Annotated in this window: 19 protein-coding genes; 2 read left to right on the top strand and 17 right to left on the bottom strand. The window is 46.3% G+C overall.

The annotated features are described in order from the left end of the window. Positions 1-4: 4 nt before the first annotated feature. Together AB3351_RS19825 and AB3351_RS19820 are read right to left on the bottom strand one after the other, a co-directional pair. Positions 5-496: a cbb3-type cytochrome c oxidase subunit II gene (locus AB3351_RS19825; protein WP_371148896.1), complete on the bottom strand. Its 492-nt coding sequence runs from the start codon at positions 494-496 to the stop codon at positions 5-7. A gap of 23 nt (positions 497-519) precedes the next feature. Beyond that, on the bottom strand, positions 520-1,902 hold the full coding sequence (locus tag AB3351_RS19820; RefSeq protein ID WP_371148895.1) for a cbb3-type cytochrome c oxidase subunit I: 1,383 nt from the start codon (positions 1,900-1,902) through the stop codon (positions 520-522). A gap of 342 nt (positions 1,903-2,244) precedes the next feature. Here AB3351_RS19820 and AB3351_RS19815 point away from each other — a divergent pair, with 342 nt between their 5' ends. Beyond that, positions 2,245-2,427, top strand: coding sequence for a hypothetical protein (locus AB3351_RS19815; protein WP_371148894.1), 183 nt, complete (start codon positions 2,245-2,247; stop codon positions 2,425-2,427). 30 nt (positions 2,428-2,457) lie between these two features. Here AB3351_RS19815 and AB3351_RS19810 read toward each other — a convergent pair whose 3' ends face one another. From AB3351_RS19810 to AB3351_RS19750, 13 genes are all read right to left on the bottom strand, one after another. Then, positions 2,458-3,468 (bottom strand): phosphotransferase, encoded by a 1,011-nt coding sequence (locus AB3351_RS19810; RefSeq protein WP_371148893.1) that lies wholly within the window; start codon positions 3,466-3,468, stop codon positions 2,458-2,460. Then, a complete protein-coding gene (locus tag AB3351_RS19805) occupies positions 3,465-4,454 on the bottom strand; it encodes a hypothetical protein (RefSeq protein ID WP_371148892.1) in 990 nt (329 codons plus the stop codon). The genes AB3351_RS19810 and AB3351_RS19805 overlap by 4 nt, the downstream gene beginning before the upstream one ends. Before the next feature lie 18 nt (positions 4,455-4,472). Further along, positions 4,473-5,882, bottom strand: a complete 1,410-nt coding sequence (locus tag AB3351_RS19800) for a LysM peptidoglycan-binding domain-containing protein (protein ID WP_371148891.1) — start codon at positions 5,880-5,882, stop codon at positions 4,473-4,475. 196 nt (positions 5,883-6,078) lie between these two features. Next, a complete protein-coding gene (locus tag AB3351_RS19795) occupies positions 6,079-7,122 on the bottom strand; it encodes a Cj0069 family protein (protein WP_371148890.1) in 1,044 nt (347 codons plus the stop codon). A gap of 351 nt (positions 7,123-7,473) precedes the next feature. Continuing rightward, on the bottom strand, positions 7,474-8,763 hold the full coding sequence (hemL, locus tag AB3351_RS19790; RefSeq protein ID WP_371148889.1) for a glutamate-1-semialdehyde 2,1-aminomutase: 1,290 nt from the start codon (positions 8,761-8,763) through the stop codon (positions 7,474-7,476). Between the two features lie 26 nt (positions 8,764-8,789). After that, on the bottom strand, positions 8,790-9,770 hold the full coding sequence (gene hemB, locus AB3351_RS19785; RefSeq protein ID WP_371148888.1) for a porphobilinogen synthase: 981 nt from the start codon (positions 9,768-9,770) through the stop codon (positions 8,790-8,792). 21 nt (positions 9,771-9,791) lie between these two features. Beyond that, on the bottom strand, positions 9,792-10,574 hold the full coding sequence (locus AB3351_RS19780) for a uroporphyrinogen-III synthase (RefSeq protein ID WP_371148887.1): 783 nt from the start codon (positions 10,572-10,574) through the stop codon (positions 9,792-9,794). Continuing rightward, positions 10,571-11,497 carry a hydroxymethylbilane synthase gene (gene hemC / locus AB3351_RS19775; protein ID WP_371148886.1) on the bottom strand — a complete coding sequence of 309 codons (927 nt, stop codon included), beginning with the start codon at positions 11,495-11,497 and terminating at the stop codon, positions 10,571-10,573. The genes AB3351_RS19780 and hemC overlap by 4 nt, the downstream gene beginning before the upstream one ends. Before the next feature lie 15 nt (positions 11,498-11,512). Continuing rightward, complete coding sequence (locus AB3351_RS19770; protein WP_371148885.1) at positions 11,513-12,334, bottom strand: cytochrome C assembly family protein; 822 nt, start codon at positions 12,332-12,334, stop codon at positions 11,513-11,515. A 30-nt stretch (positions 12,335-12,364) separates the two neighbouring features. Continuing rightward, the gene (hemA, locus tag AB3351_RS19765) at positions 12,365-13,723 is read right to left on the bottom strand and encodes a glutamyl-tRNA reductase (RefSeq protein WP_371148884.1); all 1,359 of its coding nucleotides are present in this window, start codon (positions 13,721-13,723) and stop codon (positions 12,365-12,367) included. A 401-nt stretch (positions 13,724-14,124) separates the two neighbouring features. Then, complete coding sequence (locus tag AB3351_RS19760) at positions 14,125-16,290, bottom strand: RNA degradosome polyphosphate kinase (protein ID WP_371148883.1); 2,166 nt, start codon at positions 16,288-16,290, stop codon at positions 14,125-14,127. A 25-nt stretch (positions 16,291-16,315) separates the two neighbouring features. Beyond that, positions 16,316-17,839, bottom strand: coding sequence for a Ppx/GppA phosphatase family protein (locus AB3351_RS19755; RefSeq protein WP_371148882.1), 1,524 nt, complete (start codon positions 17,837-17,839; stop codon positions 16,316-16,318). Between the two features lie 134 nt (positions 17,840-17,973). Beyond that, the gene (locus AB3351_RS19750) at positions 17,974-19,593 is read right to left on the bottom strand and encodes a methyl-accepting chemotaxis protein (protein WP_371148881.1); all 1,620 of its coding nucleotides are present in this window, start codon (positions 19,591-19,593) and stop codon (positions 17,974-17,976) included. Positions 19,594-19,791: 198 nt separating this feature from the next. Between AB3351_RS19750 and AB3351_RS19745 the strand changes: the two genes are divergently transcribed. Then, the gene (locus AB3351_RS19745; protein WP_371148880.1) at positions 19,792-20,727 is read left to right on the top strand and encodes a DMT family transporter; all 936 of its coding nucleotides are present in this window, start codon (positions 19,792-19,794) and stop codon (positions 20,725-20,727) included. 52 nt (positions 20,728-20,779) lie between these two features. Here AB3351_RS19745 and yihA read toward each other — a convergent pair whose 3' ends face one another. Both yihA and lon read right to left on the bottom strand, forming a co-directional pair. Then, positions 20,780-21,424: a ribosome biogenesis GTP-binding protein YihA/YsxC gene (gene yihA, locus AB3351_RS19740; RefSeq protein WP_371148879.1), complete on the bottom strand. Its 645-nt coding sequence runs from the start codon at positions 21,422-21,424 to the stop codon at positions 20,780-20,782. Next, entirely contained in the window at positions 21,421-23,751 is a 2,331-nt protein-coding gene (lon, locus tag AB3351_RS19735) for an endopeptidase La (RefSeq protein ID WP_371148878.1), read from the bottom strand. The genes yihA and lon overlap by 4 nt, the downstream gene beginning before the upstream one ends. Positions 23,752-23,829 lie beyond the last annotated feature (78 nt).

Below are 23,829 nucleotides of genomic sequence, written 5' to 3'. Positions count from 1 at the left end.
CCGATTATTTTGCCGGAGCCGGCTTCAGACTCATCAAATACGCAACAAGATTATTCAGATCTTCATCGCTTAAGTAGTCATACTTCGGCATGATGGAGCCTGGAACAATTTTTTGCGGATCTTTTAAGTGCTCAAGGTTCCATTCTTTACTCGTACGTGCACCTACCCACATTAAATCCGGACCTGTACGGTTTGAACCGAACAGGTGTGGACGGTCATTTACATAATCGCCTGGTACGGATACAGGGCCGATGTTCATGGCCAGATCGGCTTTAACCGGACGCACAACCTGCGTATGGCAGGTATTGCATCCATTCTCAACATATACTTGACGACCTTTAGCTTCCGGTGAATCTGGATCATACTTCCTCGCTTCTGCCGTTGCCGTTGGCGTCATCATCTCTTTATCAAAGAACGGAAGGATGATTGTGGCAAACGTTCCCATCATAAAGAGCGCAATAGCAGCAAGGTAAATAGCTAACGCGTTTCTTTCCAAAGCTGTCCCCTCCTCTAGATCAATTAAGCGACAACGCTCTCTTCGTCAGACACGAACTTCGTGCCGGATTTTACGGTTTTCCAAATATTGAAGGCGAAGAAGAATTGACCGACAATCATCATCGTACCGCCAACGGCACGCCATACGATCAGCGTACGAACGGTGTTAATGGTCTCAATAAACGGCGTTCCTTCCATCCAGGCAAATCCTTGGATAACCCCTGCAATCCAGAGGGTAAAGGCAAACATTAAGAAGCCGATGACAGAGAAATAATAGTGCCAATTCATCAATGCTTTACTATAAATATTACGGCCTGTCAGACGAGGAATCGCATAGTAAATGGTTACAAAACATACAAATGAGAACGCTGCAAACGGCGCCATATGCGCGTGACCAACAACCCAGTGCGTATATTTAACAACCGCACTTACCTGCATAAGTGCCTGGAACGGTCCTTGCAGACATGCCATTAAGTAGAAAATTGCAGCCGTAACGAGGAATTTCATATTTACATCCTCAGATACTTTGTGCCATACACCGCGCATCGTGCCAAATACGTTAGCAAGTACAGTCCATACAGGAATGATGAGCAGCACAGAAGGAATGATGCCGGCTTTCATCAGCCATACCGGAATCGGGCCATTAACCAGATGGTGCGGGCCGTTCCATACATAAATCGTAGCGATGGTCCAGAAGCCGATCAGCGACAGCTTATGGCTGTACAGCGGCTTGCCGGTAAGCTTCGGAAGCAAATAATAGATTTGTCCAATCCCTACGGTCGTAAACCACAAACCAAGCACGTTATGCCCATAGAACCAGTTCATGTTTGCTTGCGCGGCACCACTCACGATCGAAGACGGGATGTTACCGACGGTATAAACAAGTGGAAGCCAGATTAAAGAGCCAACAAAATACCAGATAGAAACGTATAATTGCTTTTCTTGGCGCTTTGCAATCGTCATAAACAGATTGATTGACATAAGAATACAAAGAACAACAACACCCAAATCAAGAATCAGCGGCAGTTCGGCATATTCCACCCCAGAAGAATATCCCATAGAAATGACAACGACCGCAGCAGCAATAGCCAGGTTCCAAATCAGGCAAGTCAGATTGCCCAATCTCTCGCTCCAAAGCGGTGTACGTGTCAGCTTCGGAATCATGTAGAACATAGCACCAACCATTGCCATAGATAACCACGCCAAAAGAACTCCATTCGTATGGATAATACGAATGTGGGCGTATGTTAATGCGAAGTTTAAAGCATCCTGCCCTTGGAAATACAAAAAGTTCGGGTCGATTTGCTTCACTGCCACAACAAGACCGGCTAGCATGGATATAATCAGCCAGAACATTGAAGTGTACCAAAAATTCTTCGCGGTACTGAATGGAGCATTACTTAACATGTTGTAAACCTCCCCCTTTAATGTGTAAGTAATATTTCGCTTTAAAAGATGTTTCGGCTTCTGCATTATATATCCATATAGAGAAAATAATGGAACATAACACTATAAGCATAGTGCTTACTTGACATTTCAAATAAGCAATGCGATAATGTTGTTAAAGTATGCCTTCACATCTATTTAATGCTACGTTTTTAGGATATATCGCCTGCGTAAGAGGGTCAATTATCATTTGTCGAGAAGTTTGTCGACTTCGTGACAAAATTTTCAAGTGAAAATAGTACCCATCCGCGAACGCCTGCGTATACTGTCAGCAGAAAGCCTTGTAAGAAAGGAGCTTCTGCTATGAAAGGACGCTGGCGCTACCATCCCTTCTATGTAAAATGCCGCTTCGGCACCCTTCAGCTTATTGTTCCGTTTATTATTTTTCAGTTTATTCGCACACTTATCTTCCCAACTTCAATTGATGTTATTTTACTTGTTCTGCTTATCCTTCTGTATGCTGCCATTCTGCTTGATTGGATATAAAAATGAGCCGCAACCTGGCCTGGCTGCGGCTCATTTCTGTGTAATGGCAAAAGCAAATTGGTGCATCTTCGGCAGGAATCCGAGATGCTTCTGCCATGTTTTAAGAAGCTTGCGCCCGTTCTGTTCACGTTCTTCTCCTCTATCACGTAGATAGGCGCGCGCTACCTGTGCAAGACGTTCTGGAAATAATAGATAACACGATAACAGTTGGCGCTCCTCCTCTGTCAATGGACGCTCTTCCTCATAAGCGGCCAGCCACTCGCGTCCTTTGCGTATGTTCCACTGGCACTGCGGTGCATACCTGCGGAAGAATAGAGCCAAATCACGCACCGGTGTATCAAGATTGGCACGCTCGAAGTTCGTAAGATATAGCTGGCCATCAATACCTTGGATCATGTTGCGGCGGTGAATGCGTCCATGGCACAATACACGCACAAGTGCGGATTCTTCAATCTGCTCAGCCGCTTCCTCTAATTCCTGTATCGCCCATTCTGCGAAATGCTGTACATGTTCTGCACTCTCTTTGACTGTCCTCTCCAAACCCGGGCTCACACCTTCCCCCTCAGTCTCTTTGGCCAGCTTCTTAATATGGACAATTCCGTCTTCCCATCGCCTTTTGATCTTCTCAAGCGATACGGGCGCATAGCCATCCCAGCCTTTATCTGTTTGTGCGCTGATTCTATGAATACGTGCTACTTCCCGCAACACCTGACTCTCCCAATTCGGGATCGCATGAATCGGCTGCGCTCCTGTAACCCACTGCTGGAGCACATACGTCCCCTCCACTTCCCTAATACAAGCCTCCCCGTATTTCGTTATACAGTAAGGCATAATACTTTGGATTCCTTGGCTATGCAGATAGTGCAGCCAGGAGGCCACAAAGTACAGTTGTGCTGGGGATTCATCTGTTTTTTTCAATAAGAAAAGACCATGATCTGTATCAATCTTCCATTCATTCTCGCGTATCCAATCTATCCCACGCAGAAACAAATCATATTCATACAGCAAATGTTTTGCCTGCCATTCCATTCTTCCCTTCATTCGGCAGCCCCCCCATCTGCTCCCTGGATCTCTGCCACACAGCGAAGCAGATGTTCGCGCTGGCTCTGAAGTCGAAATCCGACCTTAATATTGTTTCGGTTCTCAGCCAGAGCAGATGGATTCTCAAGATGTATAAGAATCGGAAGCGGATAGGATAAAAGCGAGAGCAAATAGTTCTTCTCTCTGTCAGACAGCCGGCGTACAGCGGTATATGCAAGGAGAAAATGTCGCGTGCCTTCTTCTCCTCCCATTCTATAAATCTGCTCAAGCACAGAAAGCGTATCTTCATGCCGGGGAACAAGAAGCGGCGCGTGAAGACCCGTAAGATACCACGCATCTTCCCAATGCACCAATGAAGAGAGGGGAAAATAAGAAAAGGAGAGCGGGGTCCGATCTTCTTCTACCCCGCTCGCTTTATACAGGACTTCCGCTTTCCTAAGTCTTTCTTCTACAAGGGAAAGATTGTACGATAGCCATTTATTCCAGGCATCCATCGGATGTGTTTTTAACGTTGAATTAATCGTACGTAATTGTTCATGTTTACTCGCAAGGAGTGCATCATCTATCATCGCTCTCCTTCGGTATGGTCCCTGGTAGCTTTCTTGCGTCTGATCAAAGCACATATGAATATGGGCCAGCAGCTCGCCGAGCATACGATACCCTTCCGCTTGCATCATAGGCCGCCTCGGCCAATGATCATCGGCTGTCCAGTAATCGGATAGCGCATAACCGTCCGCATCATCCACTATCCAGTGTGCACCGTGCGAAGTTACCAAATAGCGCTCGACACGTCTGAATCCTCGAAGGACAAGATACTCTCGCCATCTGTGCGACCAGCGCAGCACAGACTCATCAGCACAGACAATAATCCGTTTCTTGCCCCGATTCGTCAGCGCATACCAGCCATCCTCTCCCTGTCCTACTTCACGAATGATAAAGGGGTATGCTTCTAGATGACTGCGCAACCGCTCTTCCTGCAGGCTCATCTTTCTCCCCCTTATCCATTACGATTTGACCGGAATATACAGCACTTGTCCTTTAGCTACTGTGGCGTTCGTATGCAGTCCATTAGCAAGTGCAATATCAGCCGGACTTACGCTGTACTTTTCAGCAATACCGTCAAGCGTTTCATCCTTTTGAGCAATGCACATTTTCATGCGCGTAAAGCCTTCCTCTCCCTGCTTCATAAAAGAAGTTAAATACAGAGCGCCTTCCTTTCTCTCTGCTGCAGGCCCTTCTTCGCCCTCCTCTGTTCCTGTACCATTTTGATTGCGTACCTCGTCTGCTTCAGTTGGCGCAGGCTCAGCCGTCTGCCTCTCTTCACGTTCAGCATAAGAAGATAATAACGATGTCGTAACCGTTACAGGATCGCGCTTTGTTCCCTTCAATGTAATGGATACTCTGGCCTCATCCTGCTTCTCTTCTTCAACCTCTTCTTGCTCCTCTTCCTGTTCCTCTTCTCTCGCTTCCTCTGATATTTCCTCCCCTACCGGAGCTTCATCTATCGTATCTTGTGACTCCTCTTCCCTTACCTCTTCCTTCTTTTCCTCTGCCTGTATCGATGGCTCTTTTTCTTCTGCTTTCACTTCTTGTATTATTGGAGCTACTGTTGGATGTGCCGGCTGTTCAACTTCTGACTTCGACTCTGTCTGCTGCGCGGCTTCTGCCTCTGTCGACTCTTGAACCTCTATTTCTTTTAGCGTGACAGATTCAGGCACAGGCTCCGTCTGCTGTTCTGCCGCAGGCGCAGGCTCCGTCGATTTAATATCCGCGCTTTCTTTCCATGCTATCGGTTCTACCTCAGGCTCTAGCGCACTTTCTTCTTCTGCTGTGTCTACCGCTTCTTCTTCCGTATCTTCCTCTTCTACGTTCCGCAGCGCAACGTACTCTAGTGAGAGCGAAGTCTCAGACACCAGCTCTTCTTTTGGAGGTGCAGAGATCTCACTCTTTACACCGTTTAGCGCAAGCTCTGCCGTTATAGCCAGCTTGCGTGCAGATTGAATCTCATAATCAAACGTTACGACCGATGCATAGACCTGCTCTACATCTTCAATTTTATTGCGGGCAATCCGGATATGAATCGGTATCTTCTCCCTGAATACCGTTAGCTCACTATCCGTCTCGAAATCATCCGGATCCATTGCAAACGGATTAAAGACAACCGAATCGACATACCCTGTCACTTTCGTTTCTTTGCTATCCAGCATAATATCCGGAAATTTCGGGGGCTTGCCCGCATATTTTCCTTCCAGCTTCAAATATCCGGATATGATTACCTCATCAGCGGTTTCTTTGATCTGGATATGCGGTGTCAATTCTATCTCATCAATTTGTTCAATCTCGCTCTGGTCAGGGGAAATAAAGACGGAATGCTGCACCGGAAACGCCAAAATCGCTTCTTGATTGTCCTGCATGCTGAAGAAATCCTCCCTCCTCGAATAGCCTTCCTTAAAATATATAGAGAGAAAAAAGAGGATATGCTTTTTTCAATGAAAATCATGAAAAATAATAACACCTCAGCTACAATTGCGATGGCGATATACAAACGACAAAAAGACCGTCTCAACGCCGGATAGACAGCGGGGAGACAGCCAAAGATACACGGATATGCTATTGTTCTACCATTTCTGTTTCTGAAAGAATCTTGATAATTTCTTCCGCTACATTTTCACTAAGAGAGAGTTGTGAAGTAAAGCCTACACACGAGCAGTTCATTTCACCAAGAATATAGCAATCACGTCCCTGTTCGTCCGTATCGAGTATAAAGTCAGCCGTCCAGATAAGCGGCAGATCATACCCACCGAGTTTCTCTGTTATAATAGGCAGACTCGCCATAAATGAATGAACAAGATCCCCCCATTCTTCTGGGGCATCGTAGCGATATTGCGCGCCTGAGAATAACGTAGCCGAGAAAGCGTTTGCGTCTTCTGCAGGCTTTTTATGGACGACATTGACTGGTGTTTTGTGCAGCATCAATAGACGAATCTCACCTTCTTTGATGCGCGGAAGAAACGGCATATCGACCAACATCCCATTTTCTCCTACGATATACTGCTCGCAAAAAGTCATAAACGATTCAAGTGTATGTTCTTCTACATGATTGTCTTTTGCCTCTGTACAACGTACAAGAGCATCAAGCGGAACTCGATCTGTCTCGTCCATCTCATTTACTAGTTGCACGCGCCAGATTCCTTCTCCGGTTGAGCCCCGGTTCTGTTTCAATACGCGTTCACCGTTTTTTAGGGATAGCGGGAAATTGTCTTTGAACGAAGCGATGTCATAATAAGCAAATGTATCTTCTGGAACAAGCGGTGTTTCACGCAGCTTCACCAGCGCATCCTTCGCTCCATAACCAATCATCGCATCGGGATGCGGCAGACCCTTGACCCCGAATTCACATAGTTGACGCAGCATCGAGAAATATGTGGCCTCGCTCTTCAAATTGCCAGGATTGATTCGGCTGATGTATGCATCAGCATTGCGAACCACCTGTTCAAAAATCTCGTCTTTTTGTTCATCGGAATAAAAGATAACCTCTGCACTCCATCCGCGACTCTTAAGCGACTCGATCATCGGCATCGTATCTGGTCGATACCCATCCGCTCCCTTATCGGTTCCACCTTGTACTTCAAAAAAGACAACATGTTTTTTCATTCGCAACTCTCCCTTAAATAATTTATATATAAATTGAGGTACTACTATAAGAAAGGTGGTTCTTTTGGATTATACGCTCTTTTTGTTAACACAGCGCATCGGGAGAGTTCACTACATGTAAATATAATGTAAATAATTTAATTCTTCTGGCCTATCTCCTTATTTTATATTTTTGCATATAATGGTATTTTTTAAAATAATAAAGTGAAAAAATTCACAAATAGTTCATTGATAACATGGGCATGATAGATTCCACTCTAGACTTGAGCTTGTACAGAAGCTAAGGGCAACTTATCTAGAATAAAAAAAGCCCAGGAAGGTTATTCCCGAGCCTCAACTTTGTACATGTATCTATAGTTTTTTTAATGCGTTATAGTTTGCTTCGATAGTGCGCTCAATGTCTTCATCTGTGTGAGCCATCGATACGAACATTCCTTCAAATTGGGATGGAGGCAGAGATACCCCTTCTTCAAGCATCAATCGGAAGTACTTGGCAAATCGTTCAAGATCAGACGTTTTTGCGGTTTCATAGTTAATGACCTGCTGATCTGTGAAGAACACACCCACCATAGAGCCAATACCGTTGATTTGAAGCGGAATACCGACCTCTTGCGCATTGGCTGCAATACCTTCTGCAAGGCGGATGCTTTTGCGCTCTAATTCTTCATACATTCCCGGCTTACCCAGTTCCTGAAGTGTAGCATACCCTGCAGCCATTGCTAATGGGTTGCCCGAAAGCGTACCTGCTTGGTATACCGGACCGTCCGGTGCGATCTGTCGCATAATCTCTTCCTTACCACCATATGCACCTACCGGAAGACCACCGCCAATTACCTTACCCATTGTCGTTAGATCCGGCGTAATACCGAAACGACCCTGCGCACAATGATAGCCGACACGGAATCCGGTCATGACTTCGTCAAAGATCAGTACTGTACCATACTCTTGCGTTAACGCACGAAGTCCCTCTAAAAATCCAGGGAGCGCAGGCACAACCCCCATATTGCCCGCTACCGGCTCAACAATGACAGCAGCCAGTTCATGACCATAACGCTCAAACGCCACTTTCACGCTCTCTAAATCGTTGTATGGAACCGTAATCGTGTGTGAAGCAATAGAGGAAGGAACACCAGGGCTATCCGGCAGCCCTAGTGTGGCTACACCGGAACCAGCCTTGATCAGCAGGCTATCGCCATGACCGTGATAGCAGCCTTCAAACTTCATAATTTTATCGCGCTTCGTATAACCGCGCGCTAGACGAAGCGCACTCATGGTTGCTTCTGTGCCAGAGTTCACCATCCGTACAACTTCAACGGAAGGAACGATTTCACATACCAACTTGGCCATATCCGTCTCCAGCACAGTCGGTGCACCAAAACTTGTTCCCTTTTCCAGCGTCACGCGGAGCGCTTCCTGTACCGCTGGATGACAGTGTCCAAGAATAAGCGGTCCCCAGGAGCCTACATAGTCGATGTATTCGTTGCCGTCCACATCATAGATCTTAGATCCCATCCCACGCTCCATATAAACCGGATTCATGCCGACCGATTTGAATGCACGGACCGGGCTGTTTACACCGCCCGGCATATATTTCTTTGCCTCTGCAAAACTTTGAATTGATGTATTGTATCCCTTATGCATGCTATGCTCCTCCTATTCTGTATCGCTTAGTCGATTTCTTTTAACCAGCGTGCCGCATCTTTGGCGGAATATGTGAGAATCATATCAGCGCCCGCACGTTTTAGACTGGTGAGAAGTTCTAGCGTAATTCCTTTTTCATCAACCCATCCACGTTCTGCTGCCGCCTTAATCATGGAATATTCTCCGCTTACGTTGTATGCCGCTACAGGCAAATCAAAGTTGTCTTTTACTTCACGAATAATATCCATATAAGCCATTGCCGGTTTTACCATCAACATATCAGCGCCTTCTTCAACATCAGACGCTGCCTCACGCATCGCTTCACGACGATTAGCCGGGTCCATCTGGTATGTCTTCCGGTCACCGAACTGCGGAGTAGAATGCGCGGCATCACGGAACGGGCCGTAGAACTGCGAAGCATATTTGACCGCATATGACATAATCGGTGTAGTAACATAACCCGCATCGTCAAGTCCTTGACGAATGGCTGCTACGAATCCATCCATCATGTTGGACGGTGCGATCACATCGGCACCTGCAGCAGCCTGAGATACAGCCGTTTTTACGAGGAGTTCAAGGCTTGCATCATTATCAACGTATTCATCATGAATCATGCCGCAATGTCCATGGTCTGTATATTGACACAGGCACGTATCCGCCATGGTGACCAAATGTGGCGCCCAGCTTTTTACTTTGCGGGTGGCCTGCTGTACGATGCCATTTTCAGCATACGCTTCCGAGCCACAGGCATCTTTATTATCCGGTACGCCAAATAGGATGACAGATTGAATCCCAAGTTCCACGACTTCTTGTATTTCTTCTTCCAAACGATCAAGTGAATAGTGGAATACACCTGGCATTGAAGGAATTTCACGCTTTACATCATTGCCTTCTACAACAAAAAAAGGATAGATAAAATCATTTGCGTGAAGAGATGTTTCACGGACGAGATTTCTCATCGCGGCTGTTGTACGCAGACGACGATGGCGCTGAAAATTCAAAGACATATTGATAATCCCTCCTCGAGTTTACCACCCGTTATAGTTCGACATGGCTTCAATGAGCCCGTCAATGCTGTATTCATCGCCCATTACATGGACGTCAAGCCCGGCTTCCTGCACCGCTTTTGCCGTAATCGGACCGATGGCGGCAATATGTAGACCCTCTAGACAATCGTGACGTTCCTGTACACTGAATTCGTCCAAAAAATAGCGGGCAGTCGAAGGACTGGTAAATGTAATCATATCAATCTGCTTATTGGCAAGAAGGGCTTTCATCTCACCAATCTTTTCCTTCGTTTTTACCGTATCATACGCAGGCGCATCTGTCACTTCCATACCGAGCTCGCGCAGGCCATGAGGCAGTACATCGCGCCCAATCGAAGACCTGGGAAGCAGTACTTTCTGTCCTGGTCGTAGTGTACCCTTCATCGCCGCAAGCAAATGCTCTGCAGTAAATGAACCTGGAATATGCTGCACGGATAGCCCCCGTGCTTCGAGCGCGGCGGCTGTTTTCGTGCCTACGGCGGCAATCCTACCGCCAAATTGTTTCATATCAACCCCAAGTTCCAACATCCGGCGGAAGAAGAAAACTACCCCATTCACGCTGGTGAAGAAAATCCAGTCAAAAGCAGAAAGCTTTTGCAGCGCACAATCCAGCATCGTTCCGTCAATTGGCGGAGTGAGACGAATCACCGGGCAGGCGATAGCCTCGCCGCCCCGTTCTTCTATTTTTCGTATAAATTCCTGTGCCTGCGCTTGCTCTCTCGTTACCACAATCCGACGGCCTGCGAGAGAATGCGCGGTATTCATGCCTGATTATCCTTATACACTTTTTCTAAAATATCGCCGGCTCCTTGCTCTTTTAGCTTATTAGCAAGCGTTATGCCCAGCTCTTGTGGATGTATACTCTCCATCGTCTCTTTCAGTACGACGGTTCCATCCGGATCGGCTACAAGACCCGTTAGGGAAACTGTATCCCCCGTTATGGTCGCATGCGCAGCGATCGGCACCTGGCATCCACCTTCAAGCGTACGCAAGAAAGCGCGTTCTGCTTCTACCGCCCGGGCTGTATCTGAATCATTGAGCCTGCTTAATAGTTCCAGCAGCTCCGCATCATTCTCACGGCATTCGATGGCAAGCGCACCCTGTCCCACAGCAGGCAGGCTTACTTCTACCGGGAGAAATTCTGTGACATTTCCATCCCACTGCATACGCTCCAACCCTGCCGCCGCCAGAATAATTGCCGAGAAGCTTTCTTCCTTTAGCTTGCGCATCCGCGTCTCAATGTTGCCGCGAATCGGTTCAATCACCAGATCCGGACGCAGCGCTTTAAGCTGTGCCGCTCGTCGCAGGCTGCTCGTGCCTACAATCGAACCTTCCGGCAGAGAATCAAGGGAGGAGCCATCCTCGCTGATTAGCACATCACGCACGTCCACACGCTTCGGAATGCAGCCAATCATCAGCCCATCCGGCAGCAGTGCAGGCATATCCTTCATGCTGTGCACAGCCATATCAATCTCTCCATCCAGAAGTGCCTGTTCAATTTCTTTGACGAACAATCCCTTACCGCCTACTTTTGATAACGTTACATCGAGAATGCGGTCACCTTTCGTCACAATCTTTTTCACTTCAAATTCAAAAGGAAGTCCGAGGCTTTTCAACCGATCGATCACCCAATTGGTCTGTGTCAGCGCCAATGCGCTTTGTCTAGAACCGACTACGATTTTTCTCATGTTATATCTCCCTTCCTATAACCATAGATGAAAAGATGAAAATGATCCGGAGATCAAATAATTTAACAAAATCAGCGAGAAGGCAGCCGCATTCCACAACGCCAGCTTTTTGCCTGCCCAACCGTACGTAACCCGTTGGTATAAATACAGCGAATACGCAACAAGTACCCCTATAGAAGCAAGCACCTTAGGATCAAGCCATATATTGGCGCTCACTTTCAGATGAGCCCATATCGCGCCGAGAATAAGCGCTAACAACAGAAGCGGGACGCCAATCATATTCAAACGATAAGAATAGCTATCCAATAGTCCGAGCCCAGGGAGACGCTGCAGCCACTTGTTCCACATCTTCTGCTTCAGCATCCGGTCTTCTACAAGATACATCAGTGAAAAAATAAACGAAAGTGAAAACATGCCATAAGCAAGCAGAGCCAGACTAATATGCAGGAACAAAAGCTCTGAAGTAAGCCGCTCAGCGATCATAGGAGAGGCGTCCTTGTTGGCAAAAAAGTTAAGGGCAAGCACGGAAAACCCTAATACATTCGTAAAAAAAACCAACAAATCAATGCGGAACAAATAATTGATAATAAGGGAAAATGTCACCAGTATCCATGAATAAAAAAAGAGCGTCTCAAACAGTGTTAATACGGGAAAATAATCTTTTTCCATCATGCTGAGGACAAAAAAGACGCTTTGCAGCGTCCATACAACGGCAAGCAGCCAGAAGGCGATTCGATTTACCTTCCGGCTGCGGTTTAGAAAATCAGCAAAGTACAATAAAATGCTGCAAGCATAAATATAAATGATTGCGTCATAAATTAAGCTTTCACGAAACACGGGGCATAACTCCTCTCCTCAGGAGCAAAACTAGAAAGCTTGCTGTTCGGTCAGCACACGACGGTGACGAATCGGAATGTATGAAGCTTCTTTCTCTTCAACTTCCTGCTCCGCCGTTTCGAAGGAACCTTCAAGCGCAAATAGCTTGATGAACATATCCAATGCTTCGTCTGCTTCCGGCTGTCCGGACATTTCTTTAAGACGTACGATCGGGTCGTGCATAATCTGGTTAATCAGACTGCGCGTCTGCTTATTGATCATGCGAACTTCCTTCTCTGTTAGCTCTGGACACTTCTTCTCAATATTTCGCATCGCTTCCTGCTGGTGTGTAAGCAGCTTCTCGCGCAGCGCGCTAATAAGAGGGCCGACACCTAGCGTATTGAGCCATGCTTTAAAGGCAACCAGTTCTTCACCGATCATCATGCCTACTTTTTCAGCTTCCCGCACTCTCTCACGCATATTAGCTTCCACAATACCTTCAAGATCATCAATATCATACAGATAGACACCGTCTATCTCATTGATTGCTGGATCAAGATCACGCGGCACGGCAATATCAATCATAAACAGCGGACGGTGGCGACGCTTGCGCATCGTCGACTCTACATCACGCTTTGTTATCACATAATCATCCGAGCCTGTCGAACTAATTACAATATCAGCGAGCAGGAGCGCATCTTGCAACTGCTCCATCGGCATAGCTACCCCGCGGAATTTCTCTGCGAGCATCGCAGCACGCTCATATGTGCGGTTCGCTACAATTACACGGGCTGCACCGTTTGAATGAAGATGTTTTGCAGTCAACTCGCTCATCTTCCCGGCTCCAAGTACTAGAACCGTTTTATCGTTAAAATAACCAAATACCTTCTTGCCAAGTTCAATTGCTGCATAGCTTGTTGATACAGCATTTTTATTAATCTCTGTTTCAGAGTGAGCGCGTTTCGCCAGCGTAATCGCCTGCTGAAACAGCTTATTGAATACCGTACCGGTTGCGCCTGCTGCCTGTGACATTGCAAAAGCATCTTTAATCTGTCCAAGAATCTGCGTCTCGCCAAGCACCATGGAATCAAGCCCACATGCTACCCGGAACAGGTGCTGCACTGCCGCATCGTTTTCTTTAATATAAATATGGTCGATGAATTCTTCGCGCGGTACGCCAAACCACTCTGCTAGATAATTCTTCGTAAAGTGACGGCCTGTGTGCAATTGATCGACGACCGCATAAATTTCAGTTCGGTTGCAGGTGCCAACAATTACGCACTCTAGTATGCTCTTTGTATGCTGCAGTTTTGCTAATGCTTCCGGCTTGTCCTGCTCCAGAAATGCAAAACGCTCACGGATTTCGACCGGGGCCGTACGGTAATTTAATCCGATTGTTAGAATGTGCATAATTGACACCCCATCCTACTTTCTTTATATTTCATCTTACCTAGTGTATGCGTTCTTCTTCATGCTATACTATGCGCTTGTTTTCGCATGTACCTAATTATATCACTTTCCATTAAAAACGCCGAAATCAAATATGAAAAATTTATGAAGATCAGGCTGAGAAATATCTTTGCCGTCTTATATTCGTTTTTATTATACCAAAAAAACAAGGCAATACGAACCTGTTAAGCCGTGGGAGTTCTTGGGTCCGATAGAAACAAGCATCACCAAAAAGGGGCTGTCCAGAAAGTCGATTTTTTGACTTTTGGACGCCCCTTTTTATGTTCAAGAACGTTGATGTATCAATGTTCTTGATTTTTAAATTGGAGGGAATTTGCCCTTTTCGGACAGTCCCCTGCACTCTATACTTCTTCTACATGCGTTTTAGGTTTCAATTGCTTCATGTACGGTGTCTGACGAATTTTTTTCGTATTCTTCACCGCCAAATCATGAAGTTGAAGCTGGCTATGCACCCGCTTCTCTCCTGCGGCGGGCTGTACGCTCGTATAGACCCCCTCTGAATTCAATACCCTTGCCTTTACATTATCCTGAAGCTGCAGGTGCAACACTTCTTTGACGCGTCTTTTCAATGATTCGACTTCAATCGGGAACATAATCTCGACACGGCGTTCCATATTGCGCGTCATCCAATCCGCACTCGAGAGATAGATTCGTTCATCCCCGCCGTTCTGAAAATAAAAAATACGCGAATGTTCAAGAAAACGATCAACGATACTGCGAACGCGAATATTCTCACTGACTCCCGGAATGCCGGGACGCAGGCAGCAGATACCGCGGATAATCATATCAATCTGAACACCGGCAGCCGAAGCCTTGAACAGCGCCTTAATCAGCTTTTTATCTGTGAGCGAGTTCATCTTAAGAATGATACGTCCCGGATTTTCGGCTGTACTTTTTGCAATCTCATTATCGATTAGCTGCAAAATCTTATTACGCAGTCCGTTCGGTGCTACCTCGATTTTTTTCCACTTCGGTGGCTTCGAATAGCCGGATAAATGATTAAAGATATATGAAGCATCAATACCGAACTGCTCATCGCATGTAAACATACCAAGGTCAGTATACAACCGTGCTGTAGAATCATTATAGTTTCCAGTCCCAAGATGTACGTAGCGAATAAGCTTCTGGCCTTCCTGCCGCACCACCAGTGTAACTTTACAATGGGTCTTTAATCCGACCAGCCCATAGATTACGTGGCAGCCCGCTTTCTCTAATTTTTTAGCCCATACAATGTTATTTTCCTCATCGAATCTCGCCTTTAACTCAACCAAGACGGTCACTTGCTTTCCGTTTTCGGCCGCTTTGGAGAGCGCCGTTACGATTGGTGAATCACCGCTGACTCGATACAATGTTTGCTTAATCGCCAGCACATTCGGATCTTCAGCAGCTTGCTTAACGAAGTGAACGACCGGATCGAATGATTCAAACGGATGGTGCACAAGAATATCTTTATGGGCAATGGCCTCAAAAATATTATTTTCTCCAATAAAATCAGCCGGTGGCTGCGGCGTAAGGGTCTGATAACGCAGTTCATTATATCCCGGTAAGGAGCAGAATTTCATCCAGAATGTTAAATCAATCGGTCCAGGCACCTCATAGATATCACACGATTCAATTTCTAGCGACTCCTGTAGAATGCTCTTCATGTAGCTATCCATATCACGAGTAACTTCTAAACGCACAGCCGCTCCCCAACGCCGCTTTTTTAATTCTTTCTGAATCTCCTTAAGAAGATCTTCTGCGCCCTCTTCATCAAGCGTTAAGTCGGCATTGCGCGTAATCCGAAACGGCTTGACTGAAAGAATCCGATTGCCTTTAAAAAGAAAATCAACGTAATGGCAAATGACATCCTCTAGCAGAAGAAATTGGGCTATGCCTTCTGTGCTCGGAAGCTGGATGTAGCGGGGAAGAACGGATGGTACTTGCACAACAGCAAACAGCACTTTATTCTTTCCGTCTTTCTCGCTCTCAAGCATTACGGCCAAGTTCACGCTTTTATTCAACAGCATTGGAAATGGTCGACTTGCATCTACTGCCATCGGTGTAAGCACCGGATAGATCCGATCATAGAAATAGGTCCGCAAAAACTTCTGCTGCTCGTCCGTTATGTCTTCCGGCTTTAAAAATGAGATGCCCTGCTCGGCCAACAACGGAATGATTTCATGGTGCAGCAGCTCATATTGCGTATGTACCATATCATGCGTTTCACGGGATATCGCATTTAACTGCTGCCTTGGTGTCATCCCCGCCTTGTTCTCCGGCGTCGTCACGCCATGCTTCTCCTGATCCTTCATTGACCCGACACGAACCATAAAGAATTCATCTAAGTTCGAGCTGCTGATGGCAAGAAACTTAAGCCGCTCCAACACCGGGTTATTTGAATCGACCGCTTCTTCGAGTACACGGCGATTAAACGCAAGCCAGCTTAACTCCCGATTGATATAATAGGAAGTGTTGTCAAAATTAATTTTCTTGCTCCCCTCGTTCACAACTGTGATTTCCCCCATCGTTCCCTACCTCTTTTCCTCTTCGTTATAACCACTCAATACGGAGCGGTAGACCAAATTGCTTTTTGAATTTTTTTCTGTATTCGTCAAGTGTCTGCGCCTCTAGAGAATGTTCATCAATCCGTCCTCGACAGCGCAGGATAACCGCACCGTCTTTACGTATAAACGTTATGCTCGCTACCTGCTGGCTCTCTGTCCGATCAAGCGCGCGTGACATAAGCAAAAGCAGGCCCAATTGCTCGACCAACTGCAAATCTGCCTCTGAGAGCATGGACTCATACGTGGCCGCAAGCTGCTGCATCCGCTTGGCGCTTTTATAGGAGGCCAAAAGCGCAGCCAGCAGGCGCTGTCTATGTGTCAGCCCCGGCAGAACAACATGCACCATCAAATAAAATGTATGCTGCTGCCACTCCCCCAGATTGATCGTGCGGCCAATATCATGCAGGCGGGCCGCCACGCTCAGCAGACGAAGTTCTTCGCTACCGTATGAATGCAATGCTTCCTGCGATAGCTGCATAAACATTGTTCGGCATAAACGATCCACATGCCGCGCGTGGGATCTGTTCACCTTATAATTGATCATAAGCGCTTGTACGCCTTCTTCTATAACATCCTCCACTACTTCGCTGCTGCGGGCTTGAAGCTGGGATTCCATATATACACCGTCACGCAAGCCCTTGTCACTGATAAGAAAACAAGTACTTCCGATATGCTCAAGCAGTACCTTGATAATAAGAGTACCTGCGATAATAATATCCGCTCGTTCTTTCGACAGTCCTTCTACTCCCTGCATCTGTACATGTGAGCGTTCCTTAAGATAATGAAATACACCATCGACTTGGTATTTCTTTAGCTGATAATGATGCAGGCTGGCAAACGGATACCGTATCAGTTTTTGCTGAATTTTTGCTACGTTGCGTGCGGTCCCTCCCATTCCGATTAATGCATATCCTTCTTGCTTTGCCCAGGGATAGGCCGCAAACTGCTCTTGTAAATATTTCTCAAGGGTCAAAAGCTCTGCATCGGTTGGTGTGCCACTGCGGAAGAATTGGCGGGTCAGCGTTACGGCACCGAAGGGAAAGCTATGGCTTGCGACAAGCTTTCGCTCTGAAAACCTAACAAGTTCTGAACTCGCTCCTCCAATATCTATCGTAAAGCCTTCTGATACATTCATCGTATTGATGACAGCCAAATAGCCGTAGTACGCTTCTTCTTCCCCCGATAACACGCGAAATGTAAACCCGGTTGCCTCTTCAATCCGCTGTAGAACGGCCTGCCTATTGCTTGCGTTTCGTACTGCGGCTGTTGCTACACCGGTTATAGAAGAGACAGAGCGGGCTGTACACAACTGTCGATATTGATATAGCACCCGCAGTACTTCAGTTATTCCTTGTTCAGTGATTTCATTTTGCTCTGTAAGAAAGGAACTGAGACGAATGGTGTTTTTTATGTTATCGACTTCATACCATGCTCCTTCTTCCGCCTCATAATAAATGACAAGGCGAACTGAGTTGGAACCCATATCGATGACTGCACTGTATTTTTCCATGAAATCAACCTTATCTATCAATTTTTCTAGGTCATGTACGTTATATTGGCTATTGTAATGAAAAAATATTGATCTTTTGTAAAGTTTTTGTGAAAATCGATTATGTCTCAGCCATACTATCTTTGTATATACGATTATATTGAGAACCTTTTTACCACTTTATGAAGCGTTCCTGACTGCTCCGATAGAATCTCAGCATCCTTAGCTAATTGCTGAACACCTATAACCTTCTCACTTACCGCTGCAGCACCTTTTGTCATTGATTCCGTAAACTGCTCAGCAATTCCGGTTAGATTGGCAATAATCTTCTCGATTTCACATATGTCCGTAAGAACCTGGTTAGCGACCTCATACGTAGCACTAATACGGTGTCTTGTATGATCGGCGGCACTTGTCATCTCCTGAATGGCTTCGCCGGCAATCTTGCTGACCTGAACCCCTTTCTCAATGGCAGTAACACTAACAGCCGCTTTCTTAGCGGCCTGTATTGCTTGATTTCGTGCTTCCTCTAATGTCTCTAGAATATCTTTTGCAAATGCCGATGTACTTTCTGAAAGGTTACGGATTTCTCCTGCGACTACAGCAAAGCCTCGGCCGCTTTCTCCAGCACGGGCGGCTTCAATTGATGCGTTGAGTGCTAGCATATTCGTCTGACGTGCGATTTGAGTGATGGATGATACTTTCTTCATCATCTCTTCCGTACTTTTTGACACCTGTGTTATCGTGCGCATCGAATCTTCGACCGCACTCTCGATCTGCTTCATCTGGACTTCCGAATCCTCCACCGCAGTTGTGCCTCGCTTGGATATCTCCGTTACCTGTGCTGAGAGCTGCCTTGTCCCATCCATATGCTCTTGCATTCGGTTCACTTCATCCATCATCTGTGTCATCATGGCACGAAGTTCTTCAAGTGAGCCAAGTTGCCCTTCAGTTCCTTCGCGAAAAGTGCGCATCATCTCTGACATCTGTTCAAATGCCTCAGCTAATTCTCTCGATTCAACCGCTTGATGGGCGCTAACTTCCTGTGTTACTTCTGCCGATGTGGCCAATTCACGAATAATATCGCGTGTTCCGATTACAATTTTATTTAGCTCATATCCCATCTGGGCAAATTCATTTCTTCCGTGACGCGGAGCCGAAACAGTCAGATTGCCCGCAGAAATGCTGCGCGTGACACGGTACCATTCTCTTAACCTTTTTTGGATCTGAAAATGCAGCCAGGTAGCACCAAGGATACCAACAAGCAAGGAAAGAGCAGCGCAGATAAGAAATCCAAGGGTTCGCTCTCCTATCGCCATTCCTGCACCTACCATAACAACAGAAGGCGTCACGCCTAAACCATATATGGCCGGGGTAAGAAACGGCTTATGTACCAAACGGCCCATTCTCAAATTATATCGTCTGCCATCTGCTAACTGAATAATCGGGCAGGAAGCATCGATCAAGATCTCACCTGTATTGCGCTCATATAATTGAAGAAGCGCCTCATTCGTAGTCGCCGCTTTCCTGCCAACTGAATCATTAAATAACGTACCCTCCCGTAGACGGTTCGTATGCAGCAATCCACGACCTTCTGCATCTACAAATACAAAGTATTCATCCTGTGCCAATTCATCATCCATGATGCGCCGAATCTCTTCTGTGCAGTGTTCAAGTGAACTGGCTTTACGAAGAATTGGCTCGATTCGTTTAGCCACACGCTGTACTTTAGCAAGCCCTGAACGGGCACTGCGCGTCTTCAGCAGATTTTCCATCGGCATCCCCCTACTTCTCGTACTTTCATACTACACAACATTCTGCACAGGACCATATGATCCCTTCCATTACTTACTAACTAGTCAGAAATTTTATTACTCTTCTGCTTTTATGATTGATATAATAGAATGAACTGTATATAATTAGAAATTTCAATACAAAAAGTCAGAAACATAATATAAGGGGTGTAAAGCAGATTGAAAAAGTCTATGATTGCAGATGGAATTTTATTACTTGTAGCGCTTGTATGGGGAGCAACGTTTGTCATTGTACAGAATGCGATCGCTACGCTACCTCCGCTTACCTTTAATGGAATACGCTTTTTTTTAGCCTCCGTTTTTTTGTTTTTATTTTTATTGTTGTTTTACCGTGTACAGCTTAAGCAGTTGAACGGTAAGCTCATCTTATCCGGCATCATCTTGGGGGTGTGGTTATTCTCTGGATATGCTTTTCAGACGATTGGTCTCTTGTATACGAGTTCATCTAAAGCCGGCTTCATTACCGGGCTCTCTGTCGTCCTTGTACCGGTATTCGCCTTATTTCTTCTAAAGCAGCGACCAAAAATACCGGCAGTAATCGGTATTACGCTTGCTACCGTCGGTCTGTACTTATTAACATTAGGAGACGCATTAAATGTCAATCAAGGGGATCTACTCGTATTTATGGGGGCTGTTTCGTTTGCGTTTCAGATTATCTTTACTGGACGCTATGCTCCGCATTTTCCCTCTCTGGCATTAGCATTCGTGCAAATCCTTACGGTAGCCGTGCTAAGCGGAGGGTCCGCCTTTTTCTTTGAAGATTGGCGGACTACGTTGACATGGGAAGCACTTACAACTCCTATTATCTATTGGGCATTATTGGTTACCGCCATACCTGCAACGGCGCTTGCCTTTTTGGCACAAACTGAGTGTCAGCGCTTTACGACAGCCACACGTGTCGCGCTGATCTTCGCTATGGAGCCTGTTTTTGCAGCGGTTACCGCTTATCTGTTCAACGAAGAAGTGCTTGGCGGGCGGGCGCTTGTAGGCTGCTTATTCATCTTTATCGGTATGATTCTCGCAGAACTTCAGCCCGATCAGGTTACAGCTTGGATAAAGCGGCGGAAAACTTCCTTTCAGACACTAAATAAATAACGGTATACAAAAAGGAGGCCTCCCCTTGAACGGGTGCCTCCTTTGCTTTAACTTATTCTTCTGTTTCGGCAAGCGATGCGGATTGGGCTTGCACTTTTTCCCGCTCTTTCGCCTCATTAATCTTCTTCCAGATGGCAGACCAGGCTTCATCTTTTCCCATCCCTGTCTCAGCAGAGAAGAGAATCATCGTATCCTCTTTTTCCATGCCGAGGGCGGTACGGATCTCTTTCATATGCTTCTGCCATTTACCGCGCGGAACTTTATCCGCTTTCGTAGCAACAACAATGATTGGAATATCATAATGCTTAAGATATTCAAACATTCCCTGATCATCTTTTGTTGGTTGATGACGAATATCTACTACATGAAGCACGGCTTTAAGCTGTGTTCTTGATCGCAGATACTCCTCCATCATCGGACCCCATTTTGCCTTCTCTGTTTTGGATACTTTGGCGTATCCATATCCCGGCAAATCGACAAAATACAAGTCTTTGTTAATTAAATAATAATTAAGCGTCTGCGTTTTCCCAGGTTTAGATGATGTACGCGCCAGATTTTTTCGGTTAATCATCTTATTAATAAAGGAAGACTTCCCGACATTAGAACGCCCTGCCAGCGCCAACTCCGGCAGGGTCCCTTCTGGATATTGTTTTGGAGAAACGGCACTAATCACAAATTCAGCCTGTGTTACTTTCATATTTTGACCACCTTCATCAGCGCGACTTTCAGCACCTGATCAAGATGTTCTACAGGAATGAACTTCAGATCATTTCGCACGCTTTCCGGAATTTCTTCGATATCTTTTTCATTATCTTTCGGCATAATAATCGTCTTCAGACCGGCGCGGTGCGCCGCCAATGCCTTTTCTTTCAGTCCACCGATCGGCAGCACCCGGCCGCGAAGGGTTATCTCGCCCGTCATCGCTACCTCGCGGGATACGGACACGCCGGACAATGCCGATACAAGCGCAGTCGCCATCGTAATTCCCGCAGATGGACCATCTTTCGGAATCGCACCCTCAGGTACGTGAATATGAATATCCGATTTCTCATGGAATTCAGGGTCGATATTTAACTCCTTCGAACGGGAACGGATGTAGCTAAAGGCCGCTTGGGCAGATTCCTTCATCACGTCGCCCAGCTTTCCGGTTAATGTTAGCTTCCCTTTACCTGGAACCACGGATACTTCGATAGTTAATGTGTCGCCACCAGCTTCCGTCCATGCCAATCCGGTCACTGCACCGATCTGATCTTCCACTTCGGCCATTCCGTAGCGGAATTTAGGCTTGCCAAGCATATCCTCAAGCGTTTTTGCGGTAACGACCACCCGCTTTTTCGTACCCGCTACAATCATGCGTGCAGCTTTGCGGCAGATCGTCTCCATCATGCGATTGAGGTTACGCACACCGGCTTCACGCGTATATTGACGCACGACCTTCAGCAGCGCTTCTTCCTGCACCTGTAGACGATCGCGGCCAAGTCCATGCTCCTCCATCTGTTTCGGGAGCAAATAATCCTGCGCAATTTTCAGCTTTTCAATCTCCGTATAGCCCGGGATATAGAGCATCTCCATCCGGTCAAGCAGCGGACGCGGAATCGTATGTACCGCGTTTGCCGTCGTAATAAACATAACAGAGGAGAGATCGTACGGTTCTTCAATGTAATGATCGCTAAACGTATCGTTTTGGTTTGGGTCCAGCACCTCAAGCAGGGCAGCTCCCGGATCTCCTCTGAAGTCCATCGACATCTTGTCGATCTCATCCAATAAAAAGACCGGATTTGTCGTTCCTGCCGATTTCATCCCCTGGATGATGCGGCCAGGCATGGCTCCTACATATGTCCGTCGGTGACCGCGAATCTCGGCTTCATCGCGTACACCGCCAAGCGAGATGCGTACAAACTCACGATTCAGCGCCCGAGCAACCGAGCGAGCAAGCGACGTTTTCCCAACACCTGGAGGCCCTACAAGGCAAAGGATTGGTCCTTTAAGCTTATTTACAAGCTTCTGCACCGCCAAGTATTCAAGTACGCGCTCCTTGGCTTTTTCTAGTCCAAAATGATCTTCATCAAGCACTTTTTCCGCATTGTACAGATCAAGATTGTCTTCTGTCCGTTTGTCCCAAGGTAGGGCAATCAACCAATCAATATACGTACGAATAACATTTCCTTCCGCGCTGGTTGGAGGCGTCTTCTCTAAACGTTCGAGTTCACGCTCTACCTTCTCTATAATATTCTCAGGCGGATTGGCTTCTATGAGCTTTTTACGCAGTTCCTCTACTTCACCGGCGCGTCCTTCTTTATCACCCAGCTCTTTTTGAATCGCCTTCATCTGTTCACGCAGATAGTATTCCTTCTGCGTCTTTTCCATTTGCTTCTTCACCCGCTGGCCAATCTTGCGTTCTAATTCCAATACTTCACGCTCATTATTAAGAATGCCAAGTAACTTCTCAAGACGTTCTTTGATAGAGATGGTTTCAAGAATATCCTGTTTATCTCGAATCTTGAGCGGCAGATGGGAAGTAATGATATCGGCGAGGCGTCCCGGCTCCGAAATATCAGACACAGAGGCAAAGGTCTCTGGAATAATCTTCTTAGACAAATTAATGTACTGCTCAAAATTAGCGAGTACAGTGCGCATAAGCGCCTCGATTTCAGGGGACAGTTCTTCCTCTTCGTCAAGATATGAAATCTGGACTTCGAAATATTCGTCCTCCTGAAGATAATCCTCTATTTTGGCGCGGCTAATCCCTTCTACAAGCACGCGAATTGTTCCATTGGGCAGCTTCAGCATTTGCTTTACCTTAGCTACGGTGCCGATCAGAAAGATCTGCTCCTTCTCCGGCTCCTCGATGTGCACTTCTTCCTGCGTAGACAGGAGAATGAGGTTATCATCCACCATTGCTTTTTCTAGCGCTTTCACCGACTTGGCTCGTCCTACATCAAGATGTAGAACCATGCCCGGAAACACCAGCAATCCTCGCAACGGGAGAAGAGGGATTTGTCTCTCTTTTTCGGTTGTTCCCATCTTTTCTACCTCCAAGTCCCTGTATCCTTCTGAATAAAAATGACAGTAAATACAAGGTTGTCTTCACTTCATTTTAGC

Source organism: Aneurinibacillus sp. REN35 (assembly GCF_041379945.2).
Lineage (GTDB): Bacteria > Bacillota > Bacilli > Aneurinibacillales > Aneurinibacillaceae > Aneurinibacillus.
Note: the sequence above shows the minus strand (reverse complement) of the source record. Positions and strands in the feature narration are given on the sequence as shown.

What these genes read in the sequence shown, in the direction of transcription:
- AB3351_RS19760 (WP_371148883.1), bottom strand. Translation starts at nt 16,290, where the DNA reads ATGGGGGAAATCACAGTTGTGAACGAGGGGAGCAAGAAAATTAATTTT.
- hemB (WP_371148888.1), bottom strand. Translation starts at nt 9,770, where the DNA reads ATGTCTTTGAATTTTCAGCGCCATCGTCGTCTGCGTACAACAGCCGCG.
- AB3351_RS19815 (WP_371148894.1), top strand. Translation starts at nt 2,245, where the DNA reads ATGAAAGGACGCTGGCGCTACCATCCCTTCTATGTAAAATGCCGCTTC.
- AB3351_RS19755 (WP_371148882.1), bottom strand. Translation starts at nt 17,839, where the DNA reads ATGGAAAAATACAGTGCAGTCATCGATATGGGTTCCAACTCAGTTCGC.
- AB3351_RS19795 (WP_371148890.1), bottom strand. Translation starts at nt 7,122, where the DNA reads ATGAAAAAACATGTTGTCTTTTTTGAAGTACAAGGTGGAACCGATAAG.
- AB3351_RS19800 (WP_371148891.1), bottom strand. Translation starts at nt 5,882, where the DNA reads ATGCAGGACAATCAAGAAGCGATTTTGGCGTTTCCGGTGCAGCATTCC.
- yihA (WP_371148879.1), bottom strand. Translation starts at nt 21,424, where the DNA reads ATGAAAGTAACACAGGCTGAATTTGTGATTAGTGCCGTTTCTCCAAAA.
- hemL (WP_371148889.1), bottom strand. Translation starts at nt 8,763, where the DNA reads ATGCATAAGGGATACAATACATCAATTCAAAGTTTTGCAGAGGCAAAG.
- lon (WP_371148878.1), bottom strand. Translation starts at nt 23,751, where the DNA reads ATGGGAACAACCGAAAAAGAGAGACAAATCCCTCTTCTCCCGTTGCGA.
- AB3351_RS19750 (WP_371148881.1), bottom strand. Translation starts at nt 19,593, where the DNA reads ATGGAAAATCTGCTGAAGACGCGCAGTGCCCGTTCAGGGCTTGCTAAA.
- hemC (WP_371148886.1), bottom strand. Translation starts at nt 11,497, where the DNA reads ATGAGAAAAATCGTAGTCGGTTCTAGACAAAGCGCATTGGCGCTGACA.
- AB3351_RS19805 (WP_371148892.1), bottom strand. Translation starts at nt 4,454, where the DNA reads ATGAGCCTGCAGGAAGAGCGGTTGCGCAGTCATCTAGAAGCATACCCC.
- hemA (WP_371148884.1), bottom strand. Translation starts at nt 13,723, where the DNA reads ATGCACATTCTAACAATCGGATTAAATTACCGTACGGCCCCGGTCGAA.
- AB3351_RS19810 (WP_371148893.1), bottom strand. Translation starts at nt 3,468, where the DNA reads ATGAAGGGAAGAATGGAATGGCAGGCAAAACATTTGCTGTATGAATAT.
- AB3351_RS19780 (WP_371148887.1), bottom strand. Translation starts at nt 10,574, where the DNA reads ATGAATACCGCGCATTCTCTCGCAGGCCGTCGGATTGTGGTAACGAGA.
- AB3351_RS19820 (WP_371148895.1), bottom strand. Translation starts at nt 1,902, where the DNA reads ATGTTAAGTAATGCTCCATTCAGTACCGCGAAGAATTTTTGGTACACT.